11 protein-coding genes are annotated in these 14,553 nt (G+C 61.4%); 6 read left to right on the top strand and 5 right to left on the bottom strand.

Annotation, left to right across the window (positions count from 1 at the left end; genetic code table 11):
• The 3 genes from QKD99_RS02140 to purT form a co-directional block, all read left to right on the top strand.
• The coding region (locus QKD99_RS02140) for a VaFE repeat-containing surface-anchored protein (RefSeq protein WP_347950584.1) at window positions 1-1,738 on the top strand (1,738 nt) is incomplete at its 5' end.
• 155 nt (window positions 1,739-1,893) lie between these two features.
• The gene (locus QKD99_RS02145; RefSeq protein ID WP_297845386.1) at window positions 1,894-2,727 is read left to right on the top strand and encodes a class F sortase; all 834 of its coding nucleotides are present in this window, start codon (window positions 1,894-1,896) and stop codon (window positions 2,725-2,727) included.
• Window positions 2,728-2,878: 151 nt separating this feature from the next.
• Entirely contained in the window at window positions 2,879-4,231 is a 1,353-nt protein-coding gene (gene purT, locus QKD99_RS02150; RefSeq protein WP_347950585.1) for a formate-dependent phosphoribosylglycinamide formyltransferase, read from the top strand.
• Here the strand turns inward: purT and QKD99_RS02155 are convergent.
• Complete coding sequence (locus tag QKD99_RS02155; RefSeq protein ID WP_347950586.1) at window positions 4,228-4,710, bottom strand: GNAT family N-acetyltransferase; 483 nt, start codon at window positions 4,708-4,710, stop codon at window positions 4,228-4,230. The genes purT and QKD99_RS02155 overlap by 4 nt on opposite strands.
• A 3-nt stretch (window positions 4,711-4,713) precedes the next feature.
• Window positions 4,714-6,075 carry an FAD-dependent oxidoreductase gene (locus tag QKD99_RS02160; RefSeq protein WP_347950587.1) on the bottom strand — a complete coding sequence of 454 codons (1,362 nt, stop codon included), beginning with the start codon at window positions 6,073-6,075 and terminating at the stop codon, window positions 4,714-4,716.
• A 228-nt stretch (window positions 6,076-6,303) separates the two neighbouring features.
• Here QKD99_RS02160 and pta point away from each other — a divergent pair, with 228 nt between their 5' ends.
• The 3 genes from pta (at window position 6,304) to QKD99_RS02175 (ending at window position 9,473) form a co-directional block, all read left to right on the top strand.
• Entirely contained in the window at window positions 6,304-7,665 is a 1,362-nt protein-coding gene (pta, locus tag QKD99_RS02165) for a phosphate acetyltransferase (RefSeq protein WP_347950588.1), read from the top strand.
• Complete coding sequence (locus tag QKD99_RS02170) at window positions 7,666-8,889, top strand: acetate kinase (protein ID WP_239273389.1); 1,224 nt, start codon at window positions 7,666-7,668, stop codon at window positions 8,887-8,889.
• 137 nt (window positions 8,890-9,026) lie between these two features.
• Window positions 9,027-9,473 (top strand): helix-turn-helix domain-containing protein, encoded by a 447-nt coding sequence (locus tag QKD99_RS02175; protein WP_049377940.1) that lies wholly within the window; start codon window positions 9,027-9,029, stop codon window positions 9,471-9,473.
• Between the two features lie 29 nt (window positions 9,474-9,502).
• Here the strand turns inward: QKD99_RS02175 and QKD99_RS02180 are convergent, their stop codons facing one another.
• Genes QKD99_RS02180 through QKD99_RS02190 form a run of 3 tightly spaced genes read right to left on the bottom strand, consistent with a single transcriptional unit; the run spans window position 9,503 to window position 14,513 of the window.
• Complete coding sequence (locus QKD99_RS02180) at window positions 9,503-12,058, bottom strand: tetratricopeptide repeat protein (RefSeq protein ID WP_347950589.1); 2,556 nt, start codon at window positions 12,056-12,058, stop codon at window positions 9,503-9,505.
• On the bottom strand, window positions 12,055-13,068 hold the full coding sequence (locus tag QKD99_RS02185) for a glutamate ABC transporter substrate-binding protein (protein WP_347950590.1): 1,014 nt from the start codon (window positions 13,066-13,068) through the stop codon (window positions 12,055-12,057). The genes QKD99_RS02180 and QKD99_RS02185 overlap by 4 nt, the downstream gene beginning before the upstream one ends.
• Window positions 13,068-14,513 carry a hypothetical protein gene (locus tag QKD99_RS02190; RefSeq protein ID WP_347950591.1) on the bottom strand — a complete coding sequence of 482 codons (1,446 nt, stop codon included), beginning with the start codon at window positions 14,511-14,513 and terminating at the stop codon, window positions 13,068-13,070. Before QKD99_RS02190 ends, QKD99_RS02185 begins: the two co-directional genes overlap by 1 nt.
• Between the last annotated feature and the right edge of the window lie 40 nt (window positions 14,514-14,553).

The following is a 14,553-nucleotide window of genomic DNA, read 5'->3' on the forward strand; positions in this document are numbered from 1 at the left end:
TAATAAGATTGCGGAGCACAAGGATCTCAACGACGGCAAGCAGACCGTTAACTCCAAGGAGGATAGGCCTTCTGAGTCCACGACTCCGTCTACGACTACGACTGACGTCGTGCCGGATAAGCCTGGTCACGGTGGCGAGGGTGAAACCTCTACGCCTTCTTCCTCTGAGGATTCCTCTACCTCGACGACTAGCGAGACCAGCGAGTCTGAGGAGCCGGGTGACTCTGAGAGTGAGAAGCCTTCCGAGTCTGAGGAGCCGGGTGACTCTGAGAGTGAGAAGCCTTCCGAGTCTGAGGAACCGTCTGAGTCTGAGTCCAGTGAGCCTTCTGAGTCCGAGTCTGTAGAGACCACGTCTTCTGAGGCTTCCGAGACCTCTGAGTCTGACAAGCCTTCGGACGGCGAGTCGACGACCCCGGATAAGCCGACCGAGCCTTCTGAATCGACCGAGCCTAACGAGCCGGGTACCCCTGGTGACGACGAGAAGGACACCCCGAAGGTTTCCACCAACGCGGACTTCGAGGGCGGCCTGCGTGAGGTTGTTGCTGGTGCCAAGATTGTTGACAAGGTCACCTATGAGGGTCTGGTTCCGGGTAAGGAATACATTCTGGATGCCCAGCTGATTTCCAAGGAGGACGGCAAGACCGTTCTTGGTGAGACTAAGGGCCACAAGTTCACCCCGGATGAGGCTAACGGTACTGAGGCTGTCACCATCGTTGTTGATGACAGCGTGACCGAGCCGGTTGAGGCTGCGGTTGCCTTCGAGACGCTGACCTCCACCCAGGTGGATAAGCACGGTGAGGACAACCCGACCGATGAGGACAACCCGAACCCGGTTGGTGAGCACAAGGACATCAACGACAAGGATCAGACTGTCCCGAAGAAGTCCCCGAAGATCAGCACGAATGCTGACTTTGAGGATGGTTCTCATGAGGTTGTTGCTGGTGCCAAGATTGTTGACAAGGTCACCTATGAGGGTCTGGTTCCGGGTAAGGAATACACCCTGAAGGCTGAGCTCATTAACAAGAAGGACGGCAAGTCTGTTCTGGGCAAGGGTGAAGTTACCTTCACTCCGAAGGAGTCCAACGGCATGGAGCCTGTCACCATCACCGTGAACGATGATGTGAAGGAGCCTGTCCAGGCTGCGGTTGCCTTTGAGGAGCTCACCTCTACTGAGGTCAATGACAAGGGTGAGGACACTCCGGATACCACTCCGGAGAACCCGAACCACATCGCTGAGCACAAGGACATCAACGACAAGGATCAGACCGTAACCTCGCACGAGGTTCACGATCAGGACACCCCAGGCGGTTCTTCGGATGGTTCCTCTGACGGTTCTTCCCATGGTTCCTCCAAGGACAGCAAGTGGTGGCTCATCCTGATTCCGGGCATCGGCTTGGGCAAGATCATCAAGGATCACTTCGACCACAAGGATCATGGCAACCACAACGGTGGCCACGGTGACAACACCGGTAACCACGATGGTGGCAATGGTCACGAGGTCCAGGGTCAGGATGCTCTTAAGGGCGGCAACTCTGACAATGGTCACGAGGACAAGGGTCAGGATGCTCCTCAGGGCGGCAACTCTGATAATGGACACGGCCGTGGCGTCGAGGTCCAGGGTCAGGAACCTGAAGAGACTGGCAACGCACTGCCATCCAACGCCGACCGCGTTGAGATTAAGTCCGTTCCGTCCGGCGCAACCGAGCTTGAGCCGGGTATGCAGGATTACATCAAGTAGTCCATAAGCATCGGTGAGGCGGCCCGCGGGTCGCCCCACCGGGGTTGAGACTTAAACACCAAAAATCCCCTCCAGGGTGTGACTGCACACGCTGGAGGGGATTTGCATATAACCTGCACAAGGTAGACAAATCGAGGAAGTAGAGGAAGCTAGCTATGGGAAAGCACGCGCAACCACAGCAGCCGGAAGACAATGGAATGTCGCAGCATCCGGCGAGTAGGGAAGAAGGGGGCGTCGGCAAGCAGGGCATGGGCCGTGGCAAGCTGATCGCTATTATCGCGGCCATCGTTGTGGTGGCATTGGTCTTGTTGCAGGTAGTGCTGTACCTGGCGCGCGATGATGAGGATGAGGATGGTTCGGCGCCGGAGACGGTAGCCAGCGAGAGCGCCTCGGAGGAATCCGGGCCGAAGTCCGATGCCTTCGTGGATGATTCGGGCCAGCAGGAGCACGAGTATGAGGCCGCGCCTGGTGAGTTCAAGGGCTTTGAGGGCATGTCCGTGGGTATCGATGGCGAATATGCGGCTGTAGACCCCGTACAGGTCACGGACCAGGGCGTGCTGCTTCCGCCACACGACGTCACCCGCGTGGGCTGGTACTCCGCCTCCGCTGTACCGGGTGAGCCGGGCAATGTGGGCTCGAGTGTGATTACCGGCCACATTAACTACCAGGGCCAGGGAACCGGTTATGCGGAGAAGTTCACCAAGCTGAAGAAGGACCAGGAATTCACTGTGGTCATCGACGGCCAGGAGCGCACCTTCCGCGTGACCGAGGCGCCGTACCGCCTGCCAAAGGGCTCCGGATTCCCGGACGTGGTCAACGATAAGGAAGGCGAGAACCGCCTGGTTCTCATTACCTGTGGCGGCCAGTTCGTTGGTGGCGCGCTGGGTTATGAGGACAACATCATTACCGTGGCGGAGCCGGTAGGCGAGCCAGAGCAGCCCGCCGAGCAGCCGGCAGAGGAGGCACCGGCTGAGGCACCTGCAGCCTAGGCTGAAACTCCTACGGCGCCCTGCGGAATTGCCCACAGGGCGCCTTCGCCTATCCGGCTCACCTGGCATGTAGGTGGTGGGGTTGGGGCCTAAATATGAAATAATTTAAGGCAGTAAACGCCGCTGCCTGCGGCTTAGAAGGAGCATTTTCATGGATAATCCAGGCGAGATCGCCGGTCATATTGGCACGCCGCTGACCAGCAATGCCACCAAGGTATTGCTGCTGGGCTCGGGCGAGCTGGGCAAGCAGCTGGCCATGTCCTTCCAAAACTTGGGCTTGGAGGTCCACGCGGTGGACTCGTATGCGGGCGCGCCGGCGCACCAGGTGGCGCAGTATAGCTACGTCGCCGATATCAAGGACACCGGGCGCATCCTGCAGTTGGCCCAAGAGATTCATCCGCATTTTGTGGTTCCGGAGGTAGAAACCGTTGCGGTAGAAGCGCTGGAGGAGATGGAGGCGCATAGCGACGCCGTCGTGGTCCCCTCCGCCCGCGCCTGCGCCATGACGCAGGACCGCCAGTGCGTGCGCGAGGTGGCGGAGAATATTGGGCTGCCGGTTTCCGCGTATCGCTTTGCTAGCTCCGTGGAGGAGCTGGAAGAAGCGGTGGGGGAGCTGGGCTTTCCGTGCATTATTAAGCCGGATGTGTCCACCTCCGGCAAGGGCCACATGATTGCTCGCGACGAGGAGGATGTGCGCACCGCGTGGGAGACCGTGCGGCGCGTCTCCTCGGATTCGCAGCGCGTCGTGGCCGAGCGCTTCGTGGACTTTGACCTCGAGGTCACCCTGCTGGCCATCCGTTCCATCGATCCGGCCACGGGCAAGTTGGCCACGTGGTTTAGCGAGCCTATCGGCCACCGCCATGAGCGCGGCGACCTCGTGGAGGAGTGGCAGCCTACCGGCATGAGCGAGATCGCGCTGGAAAACGCGCGTTCGGTGGCCGCGCGCATCTCTAATGAGTTGGGCGGGCGCGGCGTGTACTGCGTGGAGCTCTTTGTCGCGGGCGATGACGTGTACTTTTCCTCCGTGTCCCCGCGGCCCTCGGATACGGCGATGCTGACCTGCTATACGCAGCGTTTTTCCGCCTTTGACCTGCATGCGCGCGCGATTTTGGGCTACCCCATCGACGCCACCCTGGTCACCCCTGGCGCCAGCGTGGTGATCCACGCGGATGAGGAGCTGAATGAGGTGGCCTATACCGGCATCGCCGCGGCCCTCAACTACGCCGAGACGGACGTCAAGCTCTTTGGCAAGCCCGGGGCCTACAAGGGCCGTCGCATGGGCTTGGTGTCTGCCACCGCGGAAAGCGCGGAGGAGGCGCGCGACCGCGCAGCACTAGCCGCGCACAAGATCGAGGTGACCTCCACGCCGGGCCTTTTGGCCCAGGGCGGTGCGCGCGGCATCGATCCAGAGGCCGAGAACGTTCCCGATATCGAAGTTGTGGAGTACGAGGGCGGCGTGGAGCTCGACCCGAAGCTCGCCTCCGGCGTGGACGACGCCGACTAAGAAGCGGGGCGCAGCATCGGCTGGTGGGGGACTCCCTCATCATCAAATGGCTCGCCAATCGGCGTGAAGCCGAAGGAGGCGTAGTAGTCCACGAGGCCGGCCTGCGCCTCCAGATAGAGCGGCTTGCCTGGGTGCATGCGCTCGCCTAGGTCGACGGCCGCCTGGAACAGTTCGTGGCCGAGGCCCGTGCCACGCGCGGCGGGCGCGAGCGCGAAGCGGCCGATTTGGACGCCGGCGGCGTCGGAAAGCGCGGCGTCAGTGGGCGCGGCCGGAAAGACGCGGGCCGTGCCAAGCAGGTCATGGGAATCCGCATCCCAGGCCAGCAGGTGCACGGTCTGGGGGTCGGCGTCGGTGGCGTCAATCTCGGCGTACGGGCAGCGCTGCTCGTGCACAAAGACGTCCACCCGCAGCTTGTAGAGCTGGTGGACGTCCAAGGCCGCCAGTTGCCCTAGGGGCGCGGCGGAAATGATATGCGGCACGGTTTAGGCCTGCGGTCCGGCGTGCTTGACCATCTCGTCCCACTCGACGATCTTGATGCGCTCGCGGCCGTGGGCCTCGCCGGCGGCACGCTCAGCGGCATCCAGGCGATGCCAGCCTTCCCAGGTGGTCACGGCGATATCGCGGGAGGCCAGGAAGTCCAGGATATCCTGCGGATCGCGCTTGGTGGCCGGCTCCAAGTCGCCGGCCTTGTAATCGGCGATGAGCATGGTGGTGGTGTCCTTGGCATCGGACTTGGTATTGCCGATGAGACCTACTGGGCCGCGCTTAATCCAGCCGGTGGTGTAGAGGCCGGGGATCTTTTCGCCATCGACATTGGCCAGCACGTGGCCGCCGTCGTTGGGCATGGTGGCCTGGGTTTCGTCGAAAGGTACGCCGTCGACGGACTGCGGGTGGTAGCCCACTGCGCGGTAGACCGCCTGCACCGGCCACTCGGTGAATTTGCCAGTACCGGTTACAGTGCCATCGCCGTTGAGCTCGGTGCGCTCGGTCTTAATGGCGGTGACGTGGCCGTCCTCGCCCAGTACCTCTACCGGGGACTCGAAGAAGTGGATATAAAGCTTGTGCGGGGCATCGCCCGGCTCGCGCATGGCGTAAGACTCTAGGGTCTGGCACACCAGGTCAGTGGACTTGGCGGCGCGGCGGGCCTCTACAGAAGCCTCGTCATACTCGATGTCCTCAGGGTTGACGATGACCTCGATGGTCGGGGACTCGTCCAGCTCCTTAAGCTCCTTTGGCGTGTACTTAGCCTGCGCCGGGCCGCGGCGGCCAAAGACGTGGACCTCCTTGGCGCGGTTCTTCTTCAGCGCTGCGTACACGTTATCCGGGATCTCAGTAACCAGCAGCTCATCTGCGGTCTTGGCCAAGATGCGGGAGACGTCGAGGGAAACATTGCCCACGCCGACGACGGCAACGGATTCTGCCGAGAGATCCCAATCGCGCTCGAAGTTGGGGTTGCCGTCATAAAAGCCCACGAATTCGCCGGCGCCATGGTTGCCCTTGAGGTCCTCGCCCGGGATACCCATGCGCTTATCGGCGGTAGCACCGGTGGCGAAGATGATGGCGTCATAATACTCGCGCATCTCCTCGACGGTGATGTCCTTGCCCACCTCGATGTTGCCCAGGAAGCGGATCTCTTCCTTCTCCATAACGTTGTGCAGGGACTGCACGATGCCCTTGATACGCGGGTGATCCGGTGCCACACCGTAGCGGATCAAACCGAACGGCGTCGGCATCTTTTCAAAAAGATCGATCTGCACATCGAGGTCGGATTTCACTAGAAGGTCAGAGGCGTAAATGCCTGCCGGGCCGGAGCCGACCACGGCGACGCGCACTGGGGTAGTCATGTGCTTAGGGTGTCCTTTCTTTCGTTTTGCTGCATATTCTACGCGGTCACTATGCGATAAAAACCACAGCATTACTAACCCCAGTTTAGGGAGGTTACGATAGGGCATAGGAGGGGGTAAATCGCGTACAGTGGAATAGTCACCGCGTGTTAATAACTGTGACGTATGACATGAAGTTATGACGCGCGTTAATTGTGTTCAAGTGACCGTGAATGAAAGGTAATTTGCATGTCTGCATCCCATTCCGCAGTTATTAGCGCTATTGGCCGGGGCTTCGATGGCCTCGACGTGCCGGCCCTGGCACAAGAACTGGGCGCGGAGTTCATCCGCCTCGAAGACTTCGATGCTACCGTCAGCGCCGTCCTGGCTAACGCGCCTGCCGCCGAGAACATCGTGGCGCAGGGTACCGGTGATATCGCCTTCGATGCCGAGGCGGCTGCTGCCCTTGGCCTGCCGCTGGCCATCATTTCCGGCGCCCCACAGCGCACCGGCGAGCTTGCCCAGCACAATGCGGAATCCCTGGGTGCCACCGTAGCCGGCATCTTCACCGACCTGGAAGCGGTCCCGGGCGCACTTGCCGCGCTTGGCGACGTCTCCCCGGTCATGTCCGCAGACCTCTTCCAGAAGCAGCTCATCGACCAGGCCCGCGCCGCCGGTTCCCACATCGTCCTGCCAGAGGGCGACGATGACCGCATCCTCGAGGCTGCCCACGTGGTGCTGCGCGATAAGGTTGCCAAGCTGACCATCCTGGGCAACGAGGCCGATATCAAGGCCCGCGCCGCTGAGCTCAAGCTCGACTTGGCTGGCGCCGATATCATCAATCACCTCGAGTCCCCACTGGCAGAGGAATTCGCCGCTGATTTTGCTGAGCTGCGCAAGAAGAAGGGCGTTACCCTCGAGCAGGCTCGCGAGACGATGCAGGACATCTCCTACTTCGCCACCATGATGGTGCACAAGGGCTTGGCCGATGGCATGGTCTCCGGCGCTGCTCACACCACCGCGCACACCATTAAGCCTTCCTTCCAGATCATCAAGACCAAGCCGAACGCTTCCGTGGTCTCCTCCATCTTCCTGATGGTCATGCGCGGCCGCCTGTGGGCCTTCGGTGACTGCGCCGTCAACCCGAACCCCACCGCCGAGCAGCTGGGCGAGATCGCCATTGTCTCCGCACAGACCGCCTCCCAGTTCGGCATCGACCCGCGTGTGGCCATGCTGTCCTACTCCTCCGGCACCTCCGGTTCCGGCCCGGACGTTGACCGTGCAGTGGCCGCCGTGGAGGCCGCCAAGAAGCTGGATTCCTCCGTCAAGGTGGATGGTCCGCTGCAGTTCGATGCCGCCTGCGATCCAGGCGTTGCGGCTAAGAAGATGCCGAATTCTGAGGTTGCCGGTCAGGCAAACGTCTTCGTCTTCCCGGATCTTGAGGCCGGCAATATTGGCTACAAGACGGCACAGCGCACCGGCGGTGCGCTCGCCGTGGGCCCGATCCTGCAGGGCCTGAACAAGCCGGTTAACGATCTGTCGCGTGGCGCGACCGTTCCGGACATCATCAACACCGTTGCAATCACCGCTATTCAGGCTGGAGAGAAATAAATGTCATACGTTCTGGTCCTTAACTCAGGTTCTTCCTCCGTTAAATTCCAGCTGGTCGATCCCGAGTCCAGCGCCACGGATACCCCGCTGGTCTCTGGCCTGGTCGAGCAGGTTGGCGAGCCCCTCGGCGCCGTCACCGTCAAGACCGGTGGCGAGAAGTACAAGGAAGAGCTGGAAATCCCTACTCACTCCTTCGGCCTTGAGCGCGCTTTTGCCATCATGAGCGAGCACAACGTTGGCCCGACCGACGTGGATGTTATCGCCGTTGGTCACCGTGTTGTTCACGGCGGCCGCCTCTTCTCCGAGCCACAGCTCATCGTGGACCAGATTGAGTCCATGATTGAAGACCTCATCCCGCTGGCTCCGCTGCACAACCCGGCCAACCTGGACGGCATCCGCGTGGCCCGCAAGATGCTGCCGGATATTCCGCACGTTGCCGTCTTCGATACCGCGTTCTTCAACACCCTGCCGCCGGCAGCTGCGCTATATGCCATCAACAATGAGGTGGCATCCAAGTACGATATCCGCCGCTACGGCTTCCACGGCACCTCTCACGAGTTCGTCTCCCAGCAGGTGCCGGCCCTTTTGGGTCGCGACCCAATGCACACCCACCAGATCACTCTTCACCTGGGCAACGGTGCTTCTGCTGCGGCCATCCGCAATGGCCGCGCCATCGATACCTCGATGGGCCTGACCCCGTTGGCCGGTCTGGCTATGGGCACCCGTTCCGGTGACATTGACCCGGGCATCATCTTCCACCTCGTCCGCGAGGCGGGCATGAGTGTGGACGAGATTGACACCCTGCTCAATAAGCAGTCCGGTGTCAAGGGCATCTCCGGTGTCAACGACTTCCGTACGCTGCGCGAGCGCATCGACAACGAAGACCAGGACGCGTGGCTGGCCTACAATATCTACATTCACCAGCTGCGCCGCTTCATCGGTTCCTACATGATTTCCCTGGGCCGCGTTGACGCCATCACCTTTACCGCCGGTGTGGGTGAAAACGATACCGAGGTGCGCCAGGATTCCCTCTACAACCTGGATATGTACGGCATCCACTTTGATAAGGAGCGCAACCTGGTCCGCTCCGACCAGCCGCGCATGATCTCCACCGAGGATTCCCCGGTCAAGGTCTTCGTTGTGCCGACCAACGAGGAGCTGGCGATCGCCCAGAAGTCTGCCGAAATCGCCGCTATGGCGCGTGAGGCTGGCATGTACAAGTAAAGATTCTCACGTCTAGCTAGCGGCTGGAATATGAATAAGGGGCGTGCGGTCCGCAAGGGATCGCACGCCTCGTTTTTGTCTCTGAACCTAGTACAGCAAATGTTTCGTTTATTTCGGTTATTTTGTAAGGTGAGGGTATGAAGGACTTACAAAATGGCGGGGCAACTCGGGATACCAGCCCAGCGGAAGAGGCTTTACTAAGGCTCAATTCTGTGTTGGAGGCAAAAGATTCACCGGCACCAGTGGATATATTCGTGCAAGGAACCGAGCAAATAATCGCAATTCCGCGAGAAATCGCTGAAACCCTGCAGAAAGTTCTCGTCATTGAAGCGGCAGGGAAATCGGTCCGCGTAGTGCCCGAGGAATCCGAATTCACCACGCAACAGGCAGCAGACTTTCTCAATGTTTCGCGGCCACACGTTGTAAAGCTCATTGATGAAGGGAGCCTTCCCGGCTACAAGGTTGGTTCCCATCGGCGCGTGAGTCTTGCGGATCTGCAGAAATACAAGAATGAAAGAGATGTCCGTCAGCGCCGTGCCGTAGCTGAATTAACAGCCTTATCGGAGGACCTGGAGCTATATTAGTGGGGCGGCTGTACGAGCCTGTGTAGCGATTAGAAGGTGGTGACCGGGCGGACCTGGTTGGCAAGGTCAACGAGCGCGTAGCGGTGGCGGCTAAACGGCGCTTGGCGGGCGAGGGCACGGAGGGTCTCGGACAAGCCGGTGCGCAGGCCACGCTGGGTAAAGGCGTATTCGAAGAGGTCGTTGGGGGAGGCGGCGCGCGATAGATCAGCGTTGCGCAGGAAATTCAGGCCAGCGGAAATGACGGCGATCTTGATCTGGAGGAAGCGCGGCTCGTTGGTGGGGACCTCTTCGAGGCGTCGGGCAGCGCGGCGAATGCGGGATTCGGAAAGGTCCTGGACGATGAGCTGGAGGATCGTCGTCAAGCGGGCCATGCGGTAGTGGCGCGACGCATTGGGAACCTTGTCGAGGACCACGACGGCTACCTCCACCTGGCCCTCGGAGCGCAGCTGGCGGGCGAGGCCAAAGGAGGAGGAGACGGTGGTGGGGTTGGTAGACCACACGATCCCGTAGAGGCGCATGGAGTTAAAACGCAGCGCGGCCGGGTCCTCCGTGACGTGGTTCCAAATTTCGGGTTGGCCCTCAAAGGCGGAGTTGGGGAGATCAGCCAGGGTGGAGTGCATATTGGAGCAAGCACGGGCCACGGTGGGGTCAATGAGAGAGGTATCGCTGTAATCGAGCTGTTGCAGGATGAGCTCGTTGATGGCGGCGATGGCGAGCTTGGGGGCCGCCTCGCCCGGCAGGAGGTCGAGGACGGTGGAGAAGTATTTCTGGGCGTCGCGGTAGTCGTCGTGAAGCAGCTCGGTAATTCCGGCGTACCACTGGAAGCGCCAGTCTTGGCCAAGGCGGTCTTCGATGGAGCTTAGCCACTGGCGGGCCTGGCCGGTATAGCCCAGGTCAATCATGGAGCGGACCACGCCCAGCGGGATTTCGGCGGAGTGTTCATACTCGGGGGTCTGCATGGCCTGGCGGAGGGTCTCCAGGGCTTCCTGTGGCTCGGCATAGGAAGCACCCTGGAGGAGGCCGGCGCCCACATCGTCGCGGTCCAGCAGCGGGGTGGGCAGCGCGGAGACAACCTCGGGGGCGGTGATTTGGACGGTGCGATCGATGCCGTCGATAAGCTGGTCGGTGCGAAAGACCAGGTGTTTGGTGCCAAAAGTGGTACGTTGCGGCGAAAAGAGCGAGTGCTGGGACGGATATTGGAGGCCGTCGCGGATGGCAATGACCTCGCGCAGAACGCCGTAGAGCTGGGTGCGCAGCTCTTTGATGGAGGTAAAACGGCGCTTTGGGTCCGGGTCGGTGGCGCGCTGTAACAGGCGGTACAGCGAGAGGAAGCGGCGCAGCTCCGGCTCCTCGGTGGGGGTAGGAATGCCCGGCAGATAGACGCCGTCTTCAGTAGGCAGCTTGAGGCAGAGCGCAGCCAGGGTACGGCCGATGGTGTAGATATCGCTGGCGATGGAGGGCCCTTCGGTGGCTACCTCTGGGGCCTGGTAACCCTTGGTGCCGTAAATATAGCCAAAGGCGCCGATTCCGGAAACCGCTCCCAAATCAATGAGCTTGACCTGGTCCTCGGTGACGATGATGTTATCGGGTTTAAGGTCGTTGTAGACCACCCCGCGCGAATGCAGGTATTCCAGCGCAGGCAGGATTTCTAAGATATAGGCGATGGCGATATCAACCGGCAGGAGCTTATCGGGTTGCTTTTTGCGCCTGTTTCTTAGCGACGGCCCGCCAACGTACTCCATGACAATAAAGCCACCGGGTACTCGCTCGTCATCGATAAAGTTGAAAATCTTGACGATACCGGGGTGGGTAATATCCGCGAGAAACTCGCGTTCGGCCACCGCAGCGGCGGTTTCGTCGGCCGATTTTTGGGCCTGCATACCTTTGAGAACCACCACTCTTCCCGAGACAAAGTGGTCATTGGCCAGGTAAATCCATCCCATGCCGCCATGGGCGATAACGCCCAAGATTTCGTACTGGCCGGCCACCACGTCACCGGGCTGCAGCTGCGGCGGCGGGATCTTTTTGCCGGATGTTTTCTCGGCCGGATCGATCAGGGCATCGGTGGGTTCGGACGGGGTGATAAAGGGCAGCCGCACCATGCCATCGGCCACGCGGCGCTCGGTGCGGTGGGTGCCGCGACGCTCACGGAAGGTATCGAGCGCGCGGCGGCGCGAGCGTTGCGAGGAATCCTCTTGGGCCTTCTGGGCGCGCTGCTGTTCGCGTTGGGCGCGGATATTATCCAGATCCGCCAGAAGGCTGGAGATGTGGTCTGGGTCGATGGAACCATCGCCATCTTCATCGTCGTCCGCGAACGGATCGAAAGCCACAGCAGCGGTGCCGGTTTCCTCCCCGGACTCCTCATCGGCGAAGGGGTCAAAGGCCACGGCCGCAGTGCTCTCTTCCTCTTCGTCCGCAAAGGGGTTGAAAGGAACGGCGGCGGTGGCGGGGCCATCGTCCAGCGCATCCGGCTCCTGCGCGGAATTGGAGGCATTGGTGGGCTGGCGGAAGGCGCGCTGGGTATCGAGGTTCTCCGGTTCGATGTACTCGAGCTCGTCGTCGCTAAAATTCGGGTTATGGCTCATGGCTTAGCGTCCTCCTCGATGTACTTGCCGGCCGGCAGGGTGGGCTCTTCCAAGTAGGCGCCGAGCCACTCCTTAAAGATTGCGGACCACGTGCCGTCGCGGCGGACGCGCTCGAGCGTGGAATTTACTTGGCGCAGCAGCGGGCGGGTGTCATGCTGCTTGCTGGGGCGGCGCACGGCCACGCCGTAGTTCTCGGTCTCTAGCGGCTCGCCCACGATGGAGGTATAGGAGTCTTGGGCGGCCATGCCGGAGAGCAAGGCATCATCGACGACGATGCCGTCGGCCTGGTTAAGCTGCAGGGCCATCAGGCAATCGCCCCAGGAACGGGTAACCAAGAGATCGGACTTGGGGGCGTGCTCGCGGATGGTATCCAGCGCGGTGGACGCGCCTACGCCGCATAGGGTCTTACCGGCGGCGTCTTTCACGGACCTAATGCCGGAATTGGTGAGCACCAGCATGCGGGTTTGGGTTCTCATATAGGGAATGGAAAAGGCCACGTCGCGCTCGCGCTCAGGGCTAATGGTCATGGTGCGCACAATCATGTCCACCGCGCCGGTATTGAGGGCATCGACGCGGTCGGAGGATTCCACGAAGCGGAAGTCCACCTTATTAGGATCACCAAAGATATCGCGGGCAATCTCGCGGGCGATATCCACCTCGAAGCCGCGCACGTCGCCGGAGGCGGCATCGCGGTAGCTCATCAAATTATTGGAACGATCCACGCCCACGATGAGGCGTCCGCGCTTGACGATGTCCGGCACCCGCTCCTTTGCCTTCTTATCATCCGGGCGGTAGCTGCCCTTGATTTCCTCATCAGAGGCGCGGTGAGCTGCGGTAGATCCGGCCTTTTCAATTTCCGCTCCTTCCGGCAGCGGCGGGCCTGGCCGGGAATCGAGGGCGTGCTCGGCGGGCGCCTCCAGCGGAGGGGCGGTGCGAACGTCGCAGGAGCTCAGTGGAAGCGCGGCGCAGACGCAGGCAAGCGTGGCGAGGGTAAGGCGTGTGCGGCGCATTAGAGGTACTCCTGCAATCGGGGACGGATGCCCAGCCACACGGCAATAATGGCGCACAAGGTCAGCAGGAACACGGCCGAGGACACCGCAGTCATGGCGGTCAGGCCGCGCTCCAAGTAGCTGCGCATGGCGATGCGCGCCTGGCCGATGAGATCCGAAAGCTCCGCGTCGAGCTCATCATAGGAACGCGCCGCGGTCATCTCGCCATCCTTGGGCTCGGTGGCCGTGGCCTGGTAGATGGCCTCGTCATAGTCGCCCTCCTTAAGCGCACCCATGAGCTTGTCGTGAGTGCCACGCCACTGCTCGGCGGCCGCCCGGGCACTATGGATGAGTTCTGGGTCGGTGACTTCCACGTCCTCATCATTGAGCGCTTCCTCATAATCCTCCAGGGCCGCTTCGATGGAGTTGATGGAGCTGGAAAAACGCACCATCGTATCCTTCTCGGAGGAGCGCAGCACCAGCGCCAGGGTCTCGGAGGTGCGCGCCTGCTGGGCCTCAATCCGCGAGGCCGTCAGCGAATCCCACGGGCGCGAGGCGGTTTCAAACCCCTGGTGGCCGGTGGACCAGGTGGCGAGGTTGGATAGCGCCACCCAGGAGATGGCCAAGAAAAGCAGCACGCTGGCCGTTAAGAAGCCGCGGTTAAAACGCCGGCGGGTCTGGCGCCACAGCCACCATTGGGCCACGGCTAGGAAGAAGAGCGCCGCCAAGAGGCCGGAGAGCGGCACCCATTGCGGGGAAGTGAGCTTTTGCTGCTGCTGATTCACCTTGGCGGTGGTCAGCTGGAACAGTTCGGAGGCAGCCGGCAGGATACGCTCGCGCATCAGCGCCGAGGCATTGGACATATAGGAATTGGCCACCGCATTGCCCGCCCGGTGGTTGGAGCGGGCCTTTTCCACCATCGCGGTATAAACGGGAAGCTCGCGTTGGATAAAGGTCACCAGCTCACGGACGCGACCATCCTCTTTAGTGGTACCCAGCACGGATTCGGTGGCTGCCACGGAAGCCGCATCAATGGCCTCGTTATAGCTATCGCGGTTGCGCTCCGATTCCACGCCGGCCTGCACAAAGCCGGTGGTGGCCACGGTATCGGCCACCGAGAGCGAACTATAAAGGTGGTGCGCCGCGTTCGACATCGGCTCGGTGGTGCTCAGTAGCTCGTCCAAGTCGGAGTGGCGGGCGGCGGAAGATTGGGACATCGATAAGCCGGCGGCACCTAGGGCTACGGTGAGAATGAGCGTGACCGTAAAAAGCTTGCCTGGGGTGGTGGAGGCGAAGTAGTAAAAGCGGCGCAGCAGGCGCGCCGGGCCCGCGAACCATTCCATGGCGCGGCTACTGAGCCCGCTGAAGGCCGGGCCGGTGGGCGCGGTAACCTCATCGAGCCAGTGATCGCTCGGGTGAGCGTGCTCATCGTGCACGCTTTCTGCCCGGACTGCCTGCTCGGTCATTCACTTAGAATAGCGCCCGCAGTGTGCTGGGCGCCACCAT

It is taken from the genome of Corynebacterium sp. c3Ub_189 (genome assembly GCF_039907195.1).
Lineage (GTDB): Bacteria > Actinomycetota > Actinomycetes > Mycobacteriales > Mycobacteriaceae > Corynebacterium.